Genomic DNA, 13,139 nt, shown 5'->3' on the forward strand with positions numbered 1-13,139 from the left:
TAACCGTGTATCTATTTATTCCACGAATAGATACATGCTATTATTTACTAATCAAGGATATATTTCTATAAATACATTTATCTGATTAGGATATACCAAATGAATGAAAGTACACATGGAGGAACTATTTTGCGTAAACTCTCTTACATATTTATGATACTACTTGGTACAGTAACTATTTTATATCTAGACGGATGTAGTCAAAAAAAGACAGCTTCAGAAGATCATAAAATAAATTTTAAAATTGAAGACAACGAATTAGGTCATACAACTACGCTCAATTATATTGTGACAAACTCTGTTTCAGCCGTTGGAGATCGTTTGTTCTTAAGTGTAGATGATCATAGCCCTTCAAATATGGCAAATAAAGTAATTGAATTTAATAGAAAGACACAGAAAAGCAAAATACTATTTACAACAACTTTCAAGCGTTCTTCGATCCAAGCCTTAAAAGCTAATAAAGACTGGGTCGTTTGGATTGACAGCGATGAAGAAGGCGGTCAAATGAATTACTACGCGATGAACATCCGCACACAAGAAATAGAGTCGATCAAAAAGAATAACACTTCGGAGACATTAAGTGACACACTTGAATTAACTGATCATCGAGCAGTATGGGTATCACATGATGAAGAAAAAGATGAAACTCATATTTATATGAAAGATCTCAAAAAAAAGCAGACGAAAAAACTGTTTAAACTAGACTCAATGAAGAACGCTCATCTCTCTGTTCACCATGATAACGTTCTCTTTTTTAATAAAGACTATGGAAAGCAGCAAGCATACATTTACAATCTTACTACTGAGTCTCTCAAAAAAATTCCATTAAATCAACACTTGATCAGTAATGGTCAGCTCATTAACGACCATCAATTTGTGTACGAAAAGTCTTTTACTGACTCTGAAGGAACAATCAATAAAAGCCAATTGATCTTTTATGACATAAACGCCAAACAATCTAAAGTAATTAAGAACACTAACTCGGATGTCGGATCGATCGTGATTGATGATCATAATCGATTTTTTGTCGAAACAGAACCTAAAAAGAGTGGTTACACTATACTTAAAGAGATGAACGGTTCAATCAAAAAAGTTGGTTCTCTAAATAAAGAAAGTTATTTTTATTTAACATTTCATCATGGTCTGTATCTCCTTAACTTTCAAAATGCGCAACGAAATAATCAAAAGCTGACCATTACTTCAAAGCTTCCATAAATAAAAAAAGACCTGTGATCATGCAGATACTCTCATCTGTTTCACAGGCCTTTTATTCGTTCTATTCTTCTTCGTCTTCTTGATCTAAGAACGTGTTTAACGTTTCTTCAATCATGTCCCACTCTTCATCTGTTTCAATCGGCTCTAGTTCGCCATCTTCACCGTCTTCGTTTGGTGTGAAGCTTGATGCATGAATTTCAATTTCTTCGTTATCTTGTTCAGAAATTGGGTAGTAAAGAACATATGATTTGTTAAAATGGTCGCTTTCAAAAGTAAATAGTACTTCGCAAAGCTGTTCATTTCCATTATCATCAACGATTGTAATTTGTTTTTCTCCGTGTTCCATTTGATTCACCTCATTTTAATTTAAGCTGTCTAAAAATCCTTGAAGAATCATGACAGCCGCCATTTTATCAATGACTTTTTTACGCTTTTGTCTGCTCACATCAGCAGAGATGAGCATTTTTTCCGCTGCCATAGTCGACAGACGCTCGTCCCAAAGCACAACAGGAACATTGTACGTGTTTTCTAACACTTTCGCAAATGATTGGCTGGCTTCGCCTCTAGGACCGACCGTACCATTCATATTCTTTGGAAAGCCAAGTACAATTTTATCTGCTCCGTATTCTGCAACAATCTCAGACAGGCGGCTGAGACCGAAGTCTCCGCCTGCTTCATCAATTTTAATGGTTTCAATCCCTTGTGCTGTCCATCCCATTTCATCACTGATCGCAACACCAAGGGTTTTCGTGCCCAAATCTAAGCCTAAAATTCTCATGTTTTACGCCTCTTTATGTGTCTCTAAGTACGATTTAACCAATTCCTCAATTAATTCGTCTCGTTCTAGTTTACGAATTAGGTTGCGTGCATCCCGATGTCTTGGAATATAAGCAGGGTCGCCTGACAGCAAGTATCCGACAATTTGATTGATCGGGTTGTATCCTTTTTCTTGGAGTGCGTCATGAACTGTAATGAGCACTTCATTCACATTGGTTTCAGCTGAATCATCAGAGAAGTTAAACTTCATTGTCTTATCAAATGAACTCACTGCTTCTTGCACCTCTCTTCCAACATTCTACTAGCAAGCTTTGTTCTAACCGCTCATCTAATACCATTATTCTACACTACATCGCCTGATTATAAAACGGATTTGACAGATTCTTCGACAGATGCCAGTGCTTCTTCAAGTTTTTCTGGTTGTTTTCCGCCTGCTTGTGCCATATCTGGACGTCCGCCACCGCCTCCGCCACAGATTTCAGCTGCCTGCTTCACAAGCTTCCCTGCGTGTAGACCTTTTTCGATCACGTCTTTTGTCACTCCTGCTGAAATGTTTACTTTTCCGTTTTGAACGGCTCCAAGCACGATAACAGCTGATCCTAATTTAGCTTTCAAGTCATCGACCATTGTTCTTAAATGGTTCATGTCCTTGGCGTTTACTTTTTGTGTTAAGACGTTCACTCCGCCAACTTCTATTACTTTTTCTAAAATAGAGCCTGCTTCTGCCTGGCTTAATTTCGCAAGGAGAGATTCGTTTTCTCTTTGAACCTCTTTTAACTCTGCCTGTAATGAAGCAATACGTTTTGGTACATCCTTCGTATTTGACTTCAGCTCACTTGCTGCCTGCTCTAAAATCGCCAGCTGGTCATTTAATTCTTCGTAGGCACCTTGACCAGTTACTGCCTCAATTCGGCGTGTTCCAGCACCAATACCCGATTCAGACGCAATTTTAAACAAACCGATTTCCGCAGTGTTTTGCACGTGACAGCCGCCGCATAGCTCAATGCTGTAATCGCCGACTTGAACGACGCGGACAATATCACCGTACTTCTCGCCAAACAGCGCCATTGCACCCATTTCTTTCGCTTCAGCAATTGGCTTCAGGTCAATCGCAACCGAAATGCCTTCCCAAATCTTTTCGTTCAAAATTTTTTCAATTTGAGACAATTCTTCTTTCGTTACTTGTCCAAAGTGAGAGAAATCAAAACGAAGTCTGTTTTCATTCACAAGTGAACCTGCTTGATTCACGTGGCTGCCCAATACATCTTTTAGTGCCTGATGTAAGAGATGTGTCGCTGTATGGTTTTTCACAATGCCTTTTCGTAGAGCTGATTCCACTTCTGCTGTGACTTCAAGACCTTTTTTGGCCGTACCGCTTACGACGACTCCTTCATGGACATGCTGACCGTTTGGCGCTTTTTTCACATCTTTGATATCAATGATGACTTCTGCGCTTTTTAATGTCCCTTTATCAGCCACTTGTCCGCCGCTTTCCGCATAGAAAGGTGTTTCATCTAACAAGATTTGCACCGTGTCGCCTTCGTGTGCTTCCGAGACAATTTCACCATTTTGAAGCAATTCAATAATACGGGCATCTGCTGTTAGATTTTCGTAGCCAACGAAAGTACTTTCTACTTTAATATCCCCTAGAGCACCGCCTTGAACCTGCATACTGCCGACATCTTGTCTTGCATTTCTTGCACGTTCACGCTGCTTCTCCATCTCCGCTTGGAAGCCTTCTCGATCAACTGTCATGTTCTCATCTTCTGCGTATTCTTCTGTCAGCTCGACAGGGAATCCATACGTGTCATACAGTTTAAATACATCTTCACCTGAAATTTGTGAGCTGCCTTTGTCTCTTTCTTTTTTGATCACTTCTGACAAAATGGCTAACCCTTCGTTCAGTGTTTCATGGAAACGTTCTTCTTCATTTTTGATGACTTTAGCAATAAATTCTTCTTTTGCTTGAACATCTGGATAGAAATCCTTCATGATCTCAGCCACAACTGGGACTAAATCATACATAAATGGACGGTGGATATGGATCGTTTTTGCATAACGCACAGCGCGGCGCAGCAAACGTCTTAAAACATATCCGCGGCCTTCATTGGAAGGAAGCGCTCCGTCACTTACAGCAAAGGCAACAGTCCGAATGTGATCAGCAATGACTTTAAACGCTGTATCCTTTTCCTTCGCCAAACCGTAGCTTTCTCCAGAGATGGTTTCGACTGCGCGAATAATTGGCATGAATAGGTCTGTATCGAAGTTCGTCGGCACGTTTTGAATGACAGATACCATTCGTTCAAGACCCATCCCTGTATCAATGTTTTTCTTCGGCAGTGGTGTATATGTACCATCTGGATTATGGTTGAATTCAGAGAACACAAGGTTCCACACTTCTAAATAACGCTCATTTTCCCCGCCTGGATATAATTCTGGATCGTTTATGTCGTCACCGTAAGATTCGCCGCGATCATAAAAAATTTCCGTATTCGGTCCACTTGGACCCTCTCCGATGTCCCAGAAGTTTCCTTCCAGACGAATAATACGTTCTTCAGGGACACCAATTTTATCTCTCCAAAGAATATACGCTTCTTCGTCTTCTGGGTGAACTGTCACAGATAACAAATTAGGATCAAAGCCAATCCACTCGTCACTTGTGAGGAATTCCCACGCCCATTCAATGGCTTCTTCTTTAAAATAGTCACCAATAGAGAAGTTGCCAAGCATTTCAAAGAACGTATGATGACGTGCTGTCTTCCCTACATTTTCAATATCATTTGTACGAATTGATTTTTGCGCGTTACAAATACGCGGATTGTCAGGTACGACGCGGCCATCAAAGTATTTCTTTAATGTTGCCACACCACTGTTGATCCACAAAAGTGTCGGATCGTCATGCGGTACGAGTGACGCACTCGGTTCTACAGCATGTCCTTTTTCTTTAAAAAAGTCTAAAAACATTTGACGTACTTGAGCTGAAGTTAAAGTTTTCATTCAAAAAAATCCTCCCTTATCATTCATCAATCTTCACACAAACACAAAAACATCCCGCCCTATGCAAGCACAAAACGACTTACACAGGGACGAGATGTTCTCGCGGTACCACCCTGATTATAGACCTATTCGTCTATCACCTTCACATCCGATAACGCCGGAAGAGAGCGGCAGTGTTTATCTGCACTCGGGACTAGCTTCCGTTAAAGGTCTGATAAGGCTTTTCTCAGCAAATAAAGCCTCTCTCTGCATCAGCTTTTTAACGTACTCGGGTCCGTCATTGAATTCAATATGTATGAATCGAAATTATTATAGACAACTCGGCTCGTCTTGTCAATGAACGCTTCGTCTCATCAGGATATATTGCACAATGATCACCCTGATAATCGCAGCTGCTGGTACGGCTAAAATCATCCCGATTAAGCCAAACAGCTCTCCTCCTGCAAGCAAAACAAGCATAATGACGACAGGATGCATATGAAGACTTCTCCCTACAATGATCGGGCTGAGGACATTGCTCTCTAAAAATTGCAGCACGGCTACTGTAATCAGCACAATGATGACCGATTTCACTGAGATAGTAAACGCAATAAAGACAGCAGGAATCGCGCCAATAATCGGTCCAAAATACGGAATCACGTTCGTTGCCCCTATCAGCATGCCAAGGACAAGCGGATACGGAATATGAAACAGCCAGAGCACAATGGCTGCTGCACCACCGATTAAAGAACAGACAAGCAGCTGTCCTCTAATATAATCACCAAGCGATTCATCCACGGCTTTTACAAAAGCATGTCCCCTCTTTCTGAAGGATGGTGGTGTTAAATACCATGCAGCACGCTTCATCGTATTCATATCTTTCACCATATAAAAAACAAGAAAAGGTATGAGTGCTGCGACTAATGCATAATCAAGTAAAACTTTACAGCTTAAGATCATCCGTTCTGCGCCGCTCGCTGCATATGTCTCCGATTGAACAATCAAGCGGTCAAGCCGGTCATGAAGCCCGTCAGGCCAATGGCTTGTATGACGATGAATATGTGATAAAGCGCCATTGTACGTTTCAGCAAGCACAGGAATTTGTTCTGACAGCTCATTTAACTGCGCGATCATAACAGGCGCCCCTCGATACACTGCAAAACCAATCCCGCCAAAAAACAGCACATATATGAATAAAAGGCCGACTGTTCTCGGCAAACCTCGCGCATGGAGTCTTTCCACAATTGGATAAAGCAGATAAGAAATAAAAATGGCGATGAGAAGCGGAATCAGAACCGCCTTCAGCAATAAAAAAATCGGCATCCATAACTCGTCGAGCTGCAATAAAATGAGTAGGGATGCAAGGACGAGCAGGACCCCTGCAGCATATATCAGAAATTGGATCGGACGTTTCTTCACCTTTTTCACCTCTTTTCTTATTGTTTAACCATCTTCCGCAATTATCCACGTAAATAAAATTTGTCCTAACTTTGTTAAAAATGAATACACATGAAACATACAGCTCCATCCAAAGTCACTGTTTGCTGTAAAATCTCGTCAGAAAATATTCCATTATTTACTTCTTTTTACACAAGGTATGCTAGAATCCACTTTAGCTTTAGCCAATGAAACACAAGAGGAGGTTCTTCATGATCACATTCGAAGAAGTCAACAAGCATTATGGCCAGTTCCATGTACTTAAGGACATTAACCTACATATTCAAAAAGGTGAGGTTGTTGTGATCATCGGTCCTTCAGGATCTGGTAAAAGCACGATGCTCAGATGTATTAATCGTCTTGAAAGCATTGATGAGGGAAAAGTCCTCGTCAATCAAGTGTCTGTACAGCATCCGAAGACCAACATCAATCTTGTCAGGCAAAATATCGGTATGGTGTTTCAGCATTTTCACCTCTATCCGCATAAGACGGTGCTTGAAAACATTATGCTTGCACCGATGAAGGTCAAAAAAGTAAGCAAAGAAGAAGCGAAGGAAACAGCCGAATTTTATTTAAATAAAGTCGGCATTCCTGATAAGGCTAACGCCTACCCTTCAAGACTTTCGGGCGGACAGCAGCAGCGGGTTGCCATTGCAAGAGGGCTTGCGATGAAGCCAGAGGTGATGCTTTTCGACGAACCGACATCCGCACTTGACCCAGAAATGATCGGCGAGGTACTAGATGTGATGAAGCAGCTAGCCCGCGAAGGGATGACGATGGTTGTCGTCACACATGAGATGGGCTTTGCCCGAGAAGTGGCCGACCGTATTGTTTTTATTGATGAAGGCAGAATTCTTGAAGAATCAACACCGGCTGCCTTTTATGAAAAACCGCAAGAGAAACGTGCTCAATTATTTTTAAGCCGTATTTTAAATCATTAAGGGGGAATGTTTTGATGAAAAAAATGAAACGCTTTGGTCTACTGCTCTTTATGACTTGTTGTATTGCCGCTTTAGCTGCTTGTGGTTCTGCTGAAAAAGGCTCAACTGATGCGAAACAAGGAAGCTCATTAGAAACCATTAAAAAAGACAAAAAGATGATTTTCGGAGTAAAAAATGACACCCGTCTATTCGGTCTAAAAAACCCTAGCAGCGGCGATATTGAAGGATTTGATATTGATATCGCAAAAGCCATCACAAAGGAAATACTCGGCGATGATGGAAAAGCAGAATTCAAAGAAGTCACATCTAAAACAAGAATCCCTTTGCTTCAAAAGGGTGATATCCATGCGATTGTTGCGACCATGACGATTACAGAAGAGCGTAAAAAAGAAGTCAATTTCTCAGATGTTTATTTTGAAGCAGGACAATCACTGCTTGTGAAAAAAGGAAGCGATATTCAATCCATTGATGATCTTAAAAAAGGGACGAAGGTGCTTGCCGTGAAAGGATCTACTTCTTCTCAAAATATTCGCAAGAAAGCACCTGAAGCATCCGTATTAGAATTCGAGAACTATCAGGAAGCTTTTACAGCCTTAAAATCAAACCAAGGGCAAGTGCTGACTACAGATAATGCGATCTTATTTGGTATGGCAGACGAGGATTCAAATTACGAAGTGGTCGGCGGCACTTTTACGGATGAGCCTTATGGCATTGCTGTGAAAAAAGGCGACCAAGAATTAACGGATGCGATCAATAAAGCATTAAAAACATTAAAGGAAAATGGAGAGTACGACAAAATACATCAAAAATGGATCAAAGAATAACGGTTTGACTCGTACAAATCAATGCCCTCAGGTGAGCCGCTCATTGGCTCCCCTGTTGATCAGGAAGGAAGTGAACTGATTGCTGCGGTTTTCCATTCTCACTGAAAACTTCAATCTTTATTTAGAAGGCTTTAAATATACCATTGGTGCAAGTGTCATTGCTTTGATTGGAAGCTTTTTGATCGGTACACTCATTGCCATTATGAGAATTGCGCCGCTCAGGCCGCTCAACTGGTTAGGAACGGCTTACGTGGAATTTATTCGGAATATTCCGTTATTATTGATCACATTTGTTTTCTTCTTTGGTTTACCGGTGCTAGGCATTGTCGCAGATGGCTTTACCGCTGGAACGATCGCCCTTGCCATTTATACGTCTGCCTTTATTGCCGAAGCCATTCGTGCAGGGATACAAGCTGTACCGCTTGGCCAAATGGAAGCAGCACGCGCTTCTGGTCTGTCATATTGCGGGACAATGCGGTATATCATTTTGCCGCAGGCGATTAAAATTGTCATCCCCCCTCTTGGGAATCAATTTATTAACCTTGTCAAAAACTCCTCTATTTTAGGAGTCATTGCCGGATTTGATCTCATGTATCAAGGGGATCTCATCGCGTCTAGAACATTTGTGACGTTCGATGTCTACATCTTTGTTGCCATGTTCTATCTGCTGTTAACAATCCCACTCAGTCTAGGTGTTGGTTATTTAGAAAGAAAATTAGCAAGAAGCCACTAGAAAGGAGGAAACATTATGGATTTTATAGGTGCCTACCAGCCTGATCATCTCGCCTTTTTACTTGAAGGATTTGCTGTCACCTTAAAAGTGGCTTTTATCTCCATCATTTTGAGCTTTATCATTGGATTAGTCGTTGGCACGTTGCGGTTCGCTCAAATTCCGATTTTATCAAAAGTGCTTGCGGTTGCCGTAGAAACCATTCGGAACCTGCCGCTTTTGCTGATCATCTTTTTCACGTATTTTGCATTGCCTGAAATCGGTATCAAGCTGAGCATTACAGCTTCTGCCATTGCAGCTTTAACCGTGTTTGAATCTGCGATGCTGTCAGAAATCATTCGAAGCGGTCTTAAATCAATTGATAAGGGTCAGGTTGAAGCAGCCAGATCTTCTGGTTTAACCTATATTCAAACATTAAAAATGATCATTATGCCTCAGGCGCTGCGCCGAATGGTGCCGCCAATTGTGAGTCAATTTATTTCCCTTTTAAAAGATACATCGCTTGCGGTTGTGATTGCACTTCCAGAGTTATTGCATCACGCACAAATATTAAACGGTCAGAGCCAATCTTATTTACTTCCTATTTTCCTTTTGGCCGCCATGATGTATTTTGTCGTCAATTTCAGCTTATCTTTGCTTGCACGCCGATTAGAATACCGGCAGGCATAAAAAAGACATCCGTTTGACGGATGTCTCAGATTGTTGACAAAGGGCTAAAATGATCTTGATTTTAGCCCTTTGTCTTCTTTTCAGCGTGATAGAAAACCTTTGCAGTCTAGGAAGGACGAGCACCGGAACGGAGCGAATTTAACATTCGTGAGTACCGGCGCGCAGGCCTGACACCGAATGCGAGGGCTTGTCTACACGCTGGACATCCGCTTGACGGATGTCCCTTTTGTTTACATCATTCTCATAACACGTTTTCTTAGCTTTTTCATATCCCGCTTTGATGGCATATCATATCGACTTGCAAAGTGATACGCAAGTGCACCTGCACCAAGCGTTAATAGTGAAGAAGTCATTTTGCCCATTCGAAATTCCCCCTTAACACTTATAGTTGAATTGAGCGTTCATCGTCACTAAACAGATCATCTAAACTGCTTAGTGTCCCGTCTTCCTCCACTTGATGTGTCGATATTTTGCCTTTAGACAGTGTCAATTCAATAAAACAGCCCCAGCAATAATATTGATTGACCCCAATTTTTCCGATGTCTTTACATTTGCAATTTGGGCAAATGAGCATATTCAGCACCTCTTTACGTTCGGTTTAGAACAAGTGCTTCCTTTTGAACATTCATCAAGGTTCCGGCAGCCTGCAGCTGTTTCCGAATCCCTGATAGCTCTGTAAAGAAGCCGTCCGAGAGTTCATATGCTACGATTTTGCCCGAATTTGTGCAAAAGTATACATCTTCCAAAATGCCTAAATTTTCACCATCAGGCGACTGCATCATTTTCTTTTTTAATTTCGAAAATAACAAGGATGGAGCAGAGGAATTCATGCCTATCCCCTCCTGGCAGCTCACATATAAACCTTTGTCTGTCAGCTGATCACCAGCAGAGAATGGAATAAGTGCACAGTCTTTCTTTTTTCCCTCTAACACATATCCTCCGCAGCTGCCTCCGGCTAATAAGCAAATATCTTTTATGGAACCAAGTGAATGAGACTGCTCACCTGTATAGATTGACATTCCTTCAAGCTCTCGACATGTTCTCAAAATGTGCTCAACCACCTTTTGCGGAACAGTCTTATCGTGTGCGTTTGCTTCAAGACTCATACGAAGAAATGGCTTCCATGAACGGAATGCGAGGAATTTCTTTCACACATGTTAAAAGGCTTCCATTTGGAAGCCTTCTACTCATGCATAAAATCAAACGGAGTGATTCCCTCCATGCCAATATTTGCGTCATGTACGCTAAACGGAAGCTCTTTTTGAAGCGCTTCGAGCTCTGCATCCATCATCTCTTCAGTTTGCACGAGCCGCATCGTTAAGGACGTTTGTCTAAGGGAATCCTCATTATTTTTCACGCCCCACTCCAGCGCTGATTCCTCGCCGCACAAAATTAAAAACTTTTTGCTTCGCGTAATGGCTGTGTACAGCAGATTTCTCCGAAGCATTCGGTAATAGCTTCTCACGACTGGCAGCACAACAATAGGGAATTCACTGCCCTGTGATTTGTGAATAGAGCAGCAATAGGCATGTGTAAATTGATGAAAATCCTTTTTTGTAAAGGTGATTTCATTTCCATCAAAGGAGATCACGGCCATGTCTTCTTTTTCTGTATTTTCTTTCGCATAAAAGATCGAGACAATTTCGCCGATATCCCCGTTAAAAATGTTGTTCTCCGGCTGATTCACAAGCTGAAGCACCTTATCACCTGTCCGGTACACGACATCACCAAACGGGATTTCTCTGCCCTTTGGCTTTTTAGGATTCAAAATTTGCTGCAGCATTTTGTTAAGCTCATTGATGCCCGCTTTTCCTTTATACATAGGTGCGAGCACTTGAATGTCTTTTGCAGAAAAGCCTTTTTGAGCAGCGTTGCTGACGACTTTCTCAATGACCTCTTTCATTTGATCAGCTGAACACTTAATGAAGGACCGATCCTTTGAACGTGCGGTAATATCTTTTGGCAGCACGCCTTTTTTCATATCATGTGCTAGTTCAACAATGGTTGAACCGTCTGCCTGCCGGTATATATCTGTCAGGGTAACAGCTGGCACGGCTTTTGAGGCAAGCAAATCCCTTAAAACCTGACCTGGTCCGACAGATGGAAGTTGATGTTCATCCCCTACCATAATGACTTGGATATGATCAGGAATCGCTTTAAACAAATGATTTGCCAGCCAAATATCCAGCATACTTGATTCATCAATGATGACAAGCTTTCCTTCAATCGGCTGTTCCTCATCATGCGAGAAGCCCTCTGATCCGTTCCAGCCTAATAGCCGGTGAATGGTGACAGCTGGAAGCCCTGTTGATTCTGTCATGCGTTTAGCCGCCCGTCCAGTTGGCGCTGCAAGCACAAATGGAAAGGATTCATCTTTTTTATAATCACCCGGATCAAGAGACACACCGTGAAGATCGCTGTAAAGCTCAACAATCCCTTTAATGACCGTCGTTTTCCCTGTACCAGGTCCGCCTGTTAAAAGCAGCATCGGGGACATGAGTGCCTTTTGAATGGCTTCCTTTTGTGTAGGTGCATACTGAACACCTAATCGTTCCTCGAGCTCACCAAGTGCAAGCAGGAATTCTGATTCAGGGAATTGATCTGCATATTCCGTTTGGGAGACAATTTTTTGAATGCGTTTAGCGACACTTTGCTCTGCATAAAACAAGGACGGATGATAGCATCGGTCATCTTCAATAATCATCTCTTTCCCTTCGCCAAGTGCAATGATCTGATTGGCAACATCCATTTCCGTCACTTTGTAATCATTGCCTGTTTGATTAAGCAGCTTGCGGGTTTCAACGATCAAATCTTTCGTTTGTATGTACGTATGACCGTCCTGCAGACTGGCTGTCTCAACCGTATATAGCAAGGCTGCGCGAATCCGCTCTGGGTCATTTCCTGAGATGCCTGTTCTAGCCCCAAGCTCATCCGCCTTAATAAATCCGATCCCCTCGACATCCTTGACGAGCTGATACGGATTTTCCTCGATCTTCTGCAGTGTTTCACTCTCGTACACTTGGTAAATCTTCATGCTGAGCTGCGGACCAAAGCCATATTGATTGAGACTGATCATGATTTGTTCCAGCCCTTGATGCTCCTGAAGCGCTGCGGCGAGCTTATCTGCCTTCTTTTTTGATAAACGGGGAACGTCATACAAAACAGCCGGATCACGCATAATTTTATGAAGCGTTTGATTGCCTAGCTGCCCCACGATTTCTTCCGCTGTCTTTTTCCCTATCCCTTCAAATAAGTCACTTGAAAGATAATGGATGATTCCCTGCTTTGTTGTTGGTACTTCCTTTTGAAAATGAGTGGCCTGAAACTGTTCACCAAATTTCGGATGGCTTGTGACTTTGCCATAAAAGGTGTACGTTTCCTCCTCATGAAGTGCTGGGAAGTAGCCTGTGACAGATGCTGTTTTTTCCTCTAGGTTTTCCGATGTTTCAATGACTTTCACCTTTAACACAGAGTATAAGTTACTTTCATTATGGAAAATAACAGCTTGAATTGTCCCCTTTAAAAATGGTTCGTCCTCAAGCTTCATTTGATCTGGATGTTCCTGCACAG

General features: G+C 41.8%; 14 protein-coding genes and 1 other annotated feature. Of the genes, 5 read left to right on the forward strand and 9 right to left on the reverse strand.

What is annotated here, in order from left to right; genetic code table 11:
* The first annotated feature begins 99 nt into the window (after positions 1-99).
* Positions 100-1,215: a hypothetical protein gene (locus AKG37_RS02725; protein WP_237697580.1), complete on the forward strand. Its 1,116-nt coding sequence runs from the start codon at positions 100-102 to the stop codon at positions 1,213-1,215.
* Positions 1,216-1,276: 61 nt separating this feature from the next.
* Here AKG37_RS02725 and AKG37_RS02730 read toward each other — a convergent pair whose 3' ends face one another.
* The 5 genes from AKG37_RS02730 to AKG37_RS02750 form a co-directional block, all read right to left on the reverse strand.
* Positions 1,277-1,561 (reverse strand): DUF1292 domain-containing protein, encoded by a 285-nt coding sequence (locus tag AKG37_RS02730; RefSeq protein ID WP_017358102.1) that lies wholly within the window; start codon positions 1,559-1,561, stop codon positions 1,277-1,279.
* Positions 1,562-1,576: 15 nt separating this feature from the next.
* Positions 1,577-1,993, reverse strand: a complete 417-nt coding sequence (gene ruvX / locus AKG37_RS02735; protein ID WP_060697460.1) for a Holliday junction resolvase RuvX — start codon at positions 1,991-1,993, stop codon at positions 1,577-1,579.
* Between the two features lie 3 nt (positions 1,994-1,996).
* On the reverse strand, positions 1,997-2,263 hold the full coding sequence (locus AKG37_RS02740; RefSeq protein ID WP_060697757.1) for an IreB family regulatory phosphoprotein: 267 nt from the start codon (positions 2,261-2,263) through the stop codon (positions 1,997-1,999).
* Between the two features lie 89 nt (positions 2,264-2,352).
* The gene (alaS, locus tag AKG37_RS02745) at positions 2,353-4,989 is read right to left on the reverse strand and encodes an alanine--tRNA ligase (protein ID WP_060697461.1); all 2,637 of its coding nucleotides are present in this window, start codon (positions 4,987-4,989) and stop codon (positions 2,353-2,355) included.
* 82 nt (positions 4,990-5,071) lie between these two features.
* Positions 5,072-5,279: a binding site (T-box leader), on the reverse strand.
* A gap of 43 nt (positions 5,280-5,322) precedes the next feature.
* The gene (locus tag AKG37_RS02750) at positions 5,323-6,387 is read right to left on the reverse strand and encodes an AI-2E family transporter (protein ID WP_060697462.1); all 1,065 of its coding nucleotides are present in this window, start codon (positions 6,385-6,387) and stop codon (positions 5,323-5,325) included.
* A gap of 230 nt (positions 6,388-6,617) precedes the next feature.
* Between AKG37_RS02750 and AKG37_RS02755 the strand changes: the two genes are divergently transcribed.
* The 4 genes from AKG37_RS02755 (at position 6,618) to AKG37_RS02770 (ending at position 9,569) form a co-directional block, all read left to right on the forward strand.
* The gene (locus tag AKG37_RS02755; RefSeq protein ID WP_060697463.1) at positions 6,618-7,346 is read left to right on the forward strand and encodes an amino acid ABC transporter ATP-binding protein; all 729 of its coding nucleotides are present in this window, start codon (positions 6,618-6,620) and stop codon (positions 7,344-7,346) included.
* 14 nt (positions 7,347-7,360) lie between these two features.
* Positions 7,361-8,170 (forward strand): transporter substrate-binding domain-containing protein, encoded by an 810-nt coding sequence (locus AKG37_RS02760; RefSeq protein ID WP_060697464.1) that lies wholly within the window; start codon positions 7,361-7,363, stop codon positions 8,168-8,170.
* A gap of 79 nt (positions 8,171-8,249) precedes the next feature.
* Complete coding sequence (locus tag AKG37_RS02765; RefSeq protein WP_060697465.1) at positions 8,250-8,903, forward strand: amino acid ABC transporter permease; 654 nt, start codon at positions 8,250-8,252, stop codon at positions 8,901-8,903.
* 15 nt (positions 8,904-8,918) lie between these two features.
* Positions 8,919-9,569, forward strand: coding sequence for an amino acid ABC transporter permease (locus AKG37_RS02770; RefSeq protein ID WP_060697466.1), 651 nt, complete (start codon positions 8,919-8,921; stop codon positions 9,567-9,569).
* Between the two features lie 230 nt (positions 9,570-9,799).
* On the opposite strand, the gene AKG37_RS18410 is transcribed toward AKG37_RS02770, so the two are convergent.
* The 4 genes from AKG37_RS18410 to recD2 all read right to left on the reverse strand — a co-directional run bounded on the left by AKG37_RS18410 (position 9,800) and on the right by recD2 (position 13,137).
* Complete coding sequence (locus AKG37_RS18410; protein ID WP_003216198.1) at positions 9,800-9,931, reverse strand: YrzQ family protein; 132 nt, start codon at positions 9,929-9,931, stop codon at positions 9,800-9,802.
* A 20-nt stretch (positions 9,932-9,951) separates the two neighbouring features.
* The gene (locus AKG37_RS02775; protein ID WP_003216308.1) at positions 9,952-10,143 is read right to left on the reverse strand and encodes a hypothetical protein; all 192 of its coding nucleotides are present in this window, start codon (positions 10,141-10,143) and stop codon (positions 9,952-9,954) included.
* A gap of 13 nt (positions 10,144-10,156) precedes the next feature.
* Positions 10,157-10,615 (reverse strand): PRC-barrel domain-containing protein, encoded by a 459-nt coding sequence (locus tag AKG37_RS02780; protein WP_077233682.1) that lies wholly within the window; start codon positions 10,613-10,615, stop codon positions 10,157-10,159.
* Positions 10,616-10,752: 137 nt separating this feature from the next.
* Complete coding sequence (gene recD2, locus AKG37_RS02785; protein WP_060697468.1) at positions 10,753-13,137, reverse strand: SF1B family DNA helicase RecD2; 2,385 nt, start codon at positions 13,135-13,137, stop codon at positions 10,753-10,755.
* Between the last annotated feature and the right edge of the window lie 2 nt (positions 13,138-13,139).

The organism is Bacillus australimaris (assembly GCF_001307105.1).
GTDB classification, from domain to species: Bacteria; Bacillota; Bacilli; order Bacillales; family Bacillaceae; genus Bacillus; species Bacillus australimaris.

Bases quoted from the DNA above. Each gene is read 5' to 3' on its own strand.
- alaS (WP_060697461.1), bottom strand. From the start codon at position 4,989: ATGAAAACTTTAACTTCAGCTCAAGTACGTCAAATGTTTTTAGACTTT.
- ruvX (WP_060697460.1), bottom strand. From the start codon at position 1,993: ATGAGAATTTTAGGCTTAGATTTGGGCACGAAAACCCTTGGTGTTGCG.
- AKG37_RS18410 (WP_003216198.1), bottom strand. From the start codon at position 9,931: ATGGGCAAAATGACTTCTTCACTATTAACGCTTGGTGCAGGTGCACTT.
- AKG37_RS02755 (WP_060697463.1), top strand. From the start codon at position 6,618: ATGATCACATTCGAAGAAGTCAACAAGCATTATGGCCAGTTCCATGTA.
- AKG37_RS02760 (WP_060697464.1), top strand. From the start codon at position 7,361: ATGAAAAAAATGAAACGCTTTGGTCTACTGCTCTTTATGACTTGTTGT.
- AKG37_RS02775 (WP_003216308.1), bottom strand. From the start codon at position 10,143: ATGCTCATTTGCCCAAATTGCAAATGTAAAGACATCGGAAAAATTGGG.
- AKG37_RS02725 (WP_237697580.1), top strand. From the start codon at position 100: ATGAATGAAAGTACACATGGAGGAACTATTTTGCGTAAACTCTCTTAC.
- AKG37_RS02730 (WP_017358102.1), bottom strand. From the start codon at position 1,561: ATGGAACACGGAGAAAAACAAATTACAATCGTTGATGATAATGGAAAT.
- AKG37_RS02770 (WP_060697466.1), top strand. From the start codon at position 8,919: ATGGATTTTATAGGTGCCTACCAGCCTGATCATCTCGCCTTTTTACTT.